The following is a 5,488-nucleotide window of genomic DNA, read 5'->3' as shown; positions in this document are numbered from 1 at the left end:
GCCGAACTGGCCGCGGCGCAGCGCGAGCCGCGCGGCGTGCCGGCCGGCTGCGAGGACTTCCTCGCGGTCGCGAAGAGCGGCGAGCGCCCGGCGCCGGTCGCGCTCTCGCTCGACGACGTGGCGCTGATGACCTACACCTCGGGCACCACCGGCCTGCCCAAGGGCGCGATGCTGAGCTACGGCAATGCGCTCTTCAAGACCCGCGCGGCCGCCGACTGCAACGGCGTCTCGGGCGGCGACGTGCTGCTGTCGATCGCGCCGCTTTATCACATCGCGGGCATGCTGATGGGCGTCAACGTGCCCGTGCTGACCGGCGCCACCTCGGTGCTGCTGCATCGCTTCGACCCGCGCGCGGCCCTGCAGGCGATCGACCGCCACAAGGTCGGCTGGTGGTACAGCATCGCGCCGATGAACGTCGCCTGCATGCAGCTGCCGGACATCGCGAGCTTCGATCTCTCCAGTCTGCGCATGAACCCGGTCACCAGCTTCGGCATCGCCTTCACCGAGCCGCTGGCGCAGCAGTGGCGCGGCTTCGCGAAGCATTGCAGCTCCTTCGAGGCCGCCTACGGCCTGAGCGAAACCCACACCTGCGACACCTACACGCCGCACCACGCGCCGCGCTGGGGTACGCAGGGCATCGCGGTGCCGGGCGTCACGATCCGCATCGTCGACGGCGACACCGGCAAGGACAAGCCCACCGGCGAAGTCGGCGAGATCGTGCTGCGCAGCCCGGGCTCGTTCAAGGGCTACTGGAACAAGCCCGAGGCCACCGCCGCGACCTTGCGCGAGGGCTGGGTCCACACCGGCGACATGGGGAAGATCGATGCCGACGGCTACCTCAGCTTCATCGGCCGCTTCAAGGAGATGATCAAGGTCTCGGGCTACAGCGTGTTCCCCGAAGAGGTCGAGACCATCCTGATCAAGCACCCGGCCGTGGCGCAGGCCGCGGTCATCGCCCAGCCCGACGCCGAGAAGGGCGAGGTGGTCAAGGCCTTCATCGTGCGCAAGCCGGGCGCCGAACTCGACGCCGACGCACTCATGGCCTGGGCCCGCGACAACATGGCGAGCTACAAGGCGCCGCGTGCCGTGCGTTTTATCGACGCGCTGCCGACCACCGGTGCCGGCAAGGTGCTGCGCCGATTGCTGAAAGACTGATCCGATGCTGAAGAAAGTGTTGATTGCCAACCGCGGCGAGATCGCGGTGCGGCTGGTGCGCGCCTTGCGCGACCTGGGCATCGCGAGCGTCGCGGTCCATGCCAGGGACGATGCCGCCGCGCTGCATGTGCAACTGGCCGACGCCGCGGTGGCGCTCGACGCGACCGGCCCCTCGGCCTACCTCGACGGCGCCGCGCTGATCGCGATCGCTCGCGCGCAGGGCTGCGATGCGGTGCATCCGGGCTACGGCTTCCTGAGCGAGCGCGCCGACTTCGCACAGGCTTGCGCCGACGCCGACCTGCGCTTCATCGGCCCGACGCCGGCGCAGCTCGCGCTGTTCGGCGACAAGGCGCGCGCACGGGCGCTGGCCGGGCAGTGCCAGGTGCCTGTGATGCCGGGCAGCGCGGGCGCGGTGACGCTGGCCGAGGCGCAGGCCTTCTTCGCCGCCCAGCAGGCCGACGGCGCGGGCGTGATGGTCAAGGCGATCGGCGGCGGCGGCGGCCGCGGCATGCGCGCGGTGCTGAGCGCCGCCGAGCTGCCCGAGGCGCATGCACGCTGCACCTCCGAAGCCAGGGCTGCCTTCGGCGTCGACGGCGTCTACGTCGAGCGCCTGATGCGCAATGCGCGCCACATCGAGGTGCAGGTGCTGGGCGACGGGCAGGCGGTGGCGAGCCTCGGCGAGCGCGAGTGCACGCTGCAGCGGCGCTTCCAGAAGCTGGTCGAGATCGCGCCCAGCCCCTCGCTGCCCGAGGCGCTGCGCCTGCAGGTCACGCAGGCGGCGCTGCGCATGGCCCGCGCGGTCGGCTACCAGAGCCTGGGCACCTTCGAATTCCTGGTCGACGAGCGCTCGACGACGCTGCCCTTCGTCTTCATCGAGGCCAATCCGCGCCTGCAGGTCGAGCACACGGTGACCGAGGCGGTCACCGGCCTCGACCTGGTGCAGCTGCAGATCGCCATCGCCGACGGCCAGACGCTGGGCGACCTCGCGGTCGATGCCGATCGCAGCGCGCCGCAGCGCGGCTTCGCGGTCCAGTGGCGCATCAACGCCGAGACCCTCGATGCCGATGGCCAGGCGCGGCCGTCCGGCGGCACGCTGGCGCGCTTCGACCTGCCCGCCGGGCCCGGCGTGCGGGTCGACACCCACGGCTATGCGGGCCTCGCGCCGTCGCCGCACTACGACACGCTGCTGGCCAAGCTGATCGTCCATTCGTCCTCGCCGCGCTTCGCCGATGCGGTGCGGCGCTCGCTGCGTGCGCTGGAGGAGTGCCGCATCGAGGGAATCGCAACCAATCTTTCATTGTTGCGTGCGCTCGCGGAGCGACCCGAGTTCGCGACACAGGCGGTGCACACGCGCTTCGTCGAGGCGCATCTGGCCGACCTGCTCGCCGCCGCGACGCACATCGATGCGGCGAACGCCAGGGCGGTACGCGGGCTGCACGTGCATGTCGAAGCAACTTCTCCGCAGGACGAAGACGATGCCCGGGTGGTCAAGGCGCCGATGCCCGCGAAGCTGGTGCAGTTCGAGGTCGACGTCGGCGATCTCGTGCCGGCGGGTGCGCAGCTGGGCGTGCTCGAGGCCATGAAGATGGAGCATCTCTTGCATGCGCCCTTCGCCGGTCGTGTGGTGTCGTTGCTGGCAGCTGCCGGCGACTACCTGGTCGAGGGTCAGTCGCTGGTGCGGCTCGAAGCCGTGGATGCGCAGGCCGTCGAAGCCGAGGCGCAGGCCGCCCACGACCTCGACCTGATCCGCCCCGACCTGCAGAAGGTCATCGATCGCCACGCGCCGACGCTCGATGCGAACCGCGCCGCCGCGGTGGCCAAGCGCCAGCGCCAAGGCGGGCGCACCGCGCGCGCCAACATCGCCGACCTGTGCGAGACGGCCGACGATCCGGGCAACTTCACCGAGTACGGCGCGCTCGCGATCGCCGCCCAGACCCGCCGCCGCACGCTCGAGGACCTGATCGCCAACACGCCGGCCGACGGCATGGTGACCGGCATCGGCAGCATCAACGCGAGGCAGTTCGGTCCCGAGAAGTCGCGTGCCGTGGTGATGTCCTACGACTACACGGTGCTGGCCGGTACGCAGGGCATGCGCAACCACCACAAGACCGACCGCATGCTGGGCATCGCGCACCAGCTGCGGCTGCCGGTGGTGCTGTTCGCCGAAGGCGGCGGCGGGCGCCCCGGCGATACCGACTTGGCCGTCGTCGCCGGACTCAACAACCACACCTTCAGCCAGTTCGCGGCGCTGTCGGGCAAGGTGCCCGTGGTCGGCATCGTGCACGGCCGCTGCTTCGCGGGCAATGCGGCGCTGCTCGGCTGCGCCGACGTGATCATCGCCACCGAGGCCAGCAACATCGGCATGAGCGGCCCGGCGATGATCGAAGGCGGTGGCCTGGGCACATTCGCGCCCGAGCAGATCGGTCCGAGCGGCGTGCAGTCGCGCAATGGCGTGATCGACATCCTGGTCAAGGACGAAGCCGAAGCCGTGGCCGCTGCCAAGCAGTACCTCTCGTACTTCCAGGGCGCGACCGGCAACTGGCAGTGCGCCGATCCGCGTGCGCTGCGCCATGCGGTGCCCGAGAACCGGCTGCGCGTCTACGACGTGCGCGCCGCGATGCGCGGCGTCGCCGACACCGGCTCGCTGCTCGAACTGCGTGCCGGCTTCGGCGCCGGCATCGTGACCGCGCTGGCGCGCATCGAGGGCAAGCCGGTCGGCCTGCTGGCCAACAATCCGCATCACCTCGGCGGCGCGATCGACGTCGAGGCGGCGGACAAGGCGGCACGCTTCATGCAGCTGTGCAATGCGCACGGCCTGCCGCTGGTGGCGCTGTGCGACACGCCCGGCTTCATGGTCGGCCCCGAGATCGAGGCCCAGGCGCAGGTGCGCCACGTGTGCCGCATGTTCATGGTGGCCTCGCACCTGCGCGTGCCTTACTTCGCGGTGGTGCTGCGCAAGGGCTACGGCCTGGGCGCGCAGGCCATGACTGCCGGCGGCTTCGACGCGCCGGTGTTCACGGTGGCCTGGCCCACCGGCGAGTTCGGCGCCATGGGGCTCGAGGGTGCGGTGCGCCTCGGCTTCCGCAAGGAACTCGAAGCGGCCGCCGAGGGCGCCGAGCGCGATGCGCTGTTCAGGAAGCTGGTGGCGCAGCAGTACGCCAACGGCGAGGCGATCCACATGGCGCAGACGCTCGAGATCGATGCGGTCATCGATCCCGCCGACACGCGGGCCTGGCTGGTGCGCGGGTTGGCGTCGGCATCGGCACCGCGGGAGCCGGCGCAGGCCTACGTCGATACCTGGTGAAGGCCGGGCCGCCGGGCCCGTACACTGCGCTTCGCATGAAGCTGCTCTCCCGACGCCGCGCCGCGCTCTTGCTCGGCGCCCTGACCGTGGCCGTGGCCGCGCACGCGCCGGCATGGGCGGCCGGCGCCGGCATGGTGGTGGCCTTCGGCGATTCGATCACCGAGGGCGCCGGCTCGGTCGAGGACAACGGCCGGCCGGTCCGCTACCCCGATCGGCTGGCGGCCCGGCTGCGTGCACTGCCCGGCGACGGGAAGGTCACGGTCATCAATGCCGGGCTCTCGGGCAACCGGCTGCTGACCGACGGGGCGGGTCTCAAGGGCGTCGCGCGCTTCGAGCGCGACGCGCTGTCGCGTCCCGGCGTGACCCACGTCCTGGTCCTGATCGGCATCAACGACATCGGCTTCAGCATGCCGGAAGGCGCGGCCGGACCGATCCGTGGGCAGCCGGCGGCCGAGGAGATCACCGCGGGACTGCAACTGCTGATCCAGCAGGCTCAGGCGCGCGGCATCCGGGTGCTGCTGGGCACGCTGCCGCCCTTCAAGGGGGCGAGCTACTGGAACAAGGAAAAGGAGTCGCGCCGCGATGCCGTGAACCGCTGGATCCGAAGCCGCCGCAATGTCGCGGCCGTGGTGGACTTCGATGCGGTCATGCGCGATCCGGCCGATCCGCGGGCGTTGAATCCACTGCACGACAGCGGCGACCACCTCCATCCGGGCAATGCAGGCTACGCGGCGATGGCGGACGCGATCGATTTGCGGGTGTTTCGGAAATAGCCTTTGGTCACTGCGAGTGGAACGGCCATCGCCATGTCTGGAGCCGTGACCACGACGGCGTGCCGAACGCCTAGGCCGCCGACCGGACAATCCGAACCGCAGCTAGGGCGTGTTCCCGCTATTTCCAGGGATCGCGTTGCCCGGCCAAGGGGCTGGATGCAAGGCGCCCACGCGCAGCAAGGCTGACGCCTTGCAAGCGCGGGCAACGCCGCAGACGGCCCCTTGGCCGGGCAACCCGAAGGGAAGGCATGCCAAG

Annotated in this window: 3 protein-coding genes; all 3 read left to right on the top strand. The window is 70.8% G+C overall.

The genetic code is table 11. The features are described from left to right. Nucleotides 1-1,155, top strand: a 1,155-nt coding sequence (locus AC1D2E_RS34515) for a class I adenylate-forming enzyme family protein (protein ID WP_478201575.1), incomplete at its 5' end; no start/stop codon positions are given. Nucleotides 1,156-1,159: 4 nt separating this feature from the next. Beyond that, entirely contained in the window at nucleotides 1,160-4,459 is a 3,300-nt protein-coding gene (locus tag AC1D2E_RS34510) for an acetyl-CoA carboxylase family protein (RefSeq protein ID WP_478201574.1), read from the top strand. 35 nt (nucleotides 4,460-4,494) lie between these two features. Further along, entirely contained in the window at nucleotides 4,495-5,232 is a 738-nt protein-coding gene (locus tag AC1D2E_RS34505; RefSeq protein ID WP_478201573.1) for an SGNH/GDSL hydrolase family protein, read from the top strand. The last annotated feature ends 256 nt before the right edge of the window (nucleotides 5,233-5,488 follow it).

The organism is Variovorax sp. P1_H2 (assembly GCF_056405295.1).
This window is presented reverse-complemented; position numbering and strand designations above follow the sequence as displayed.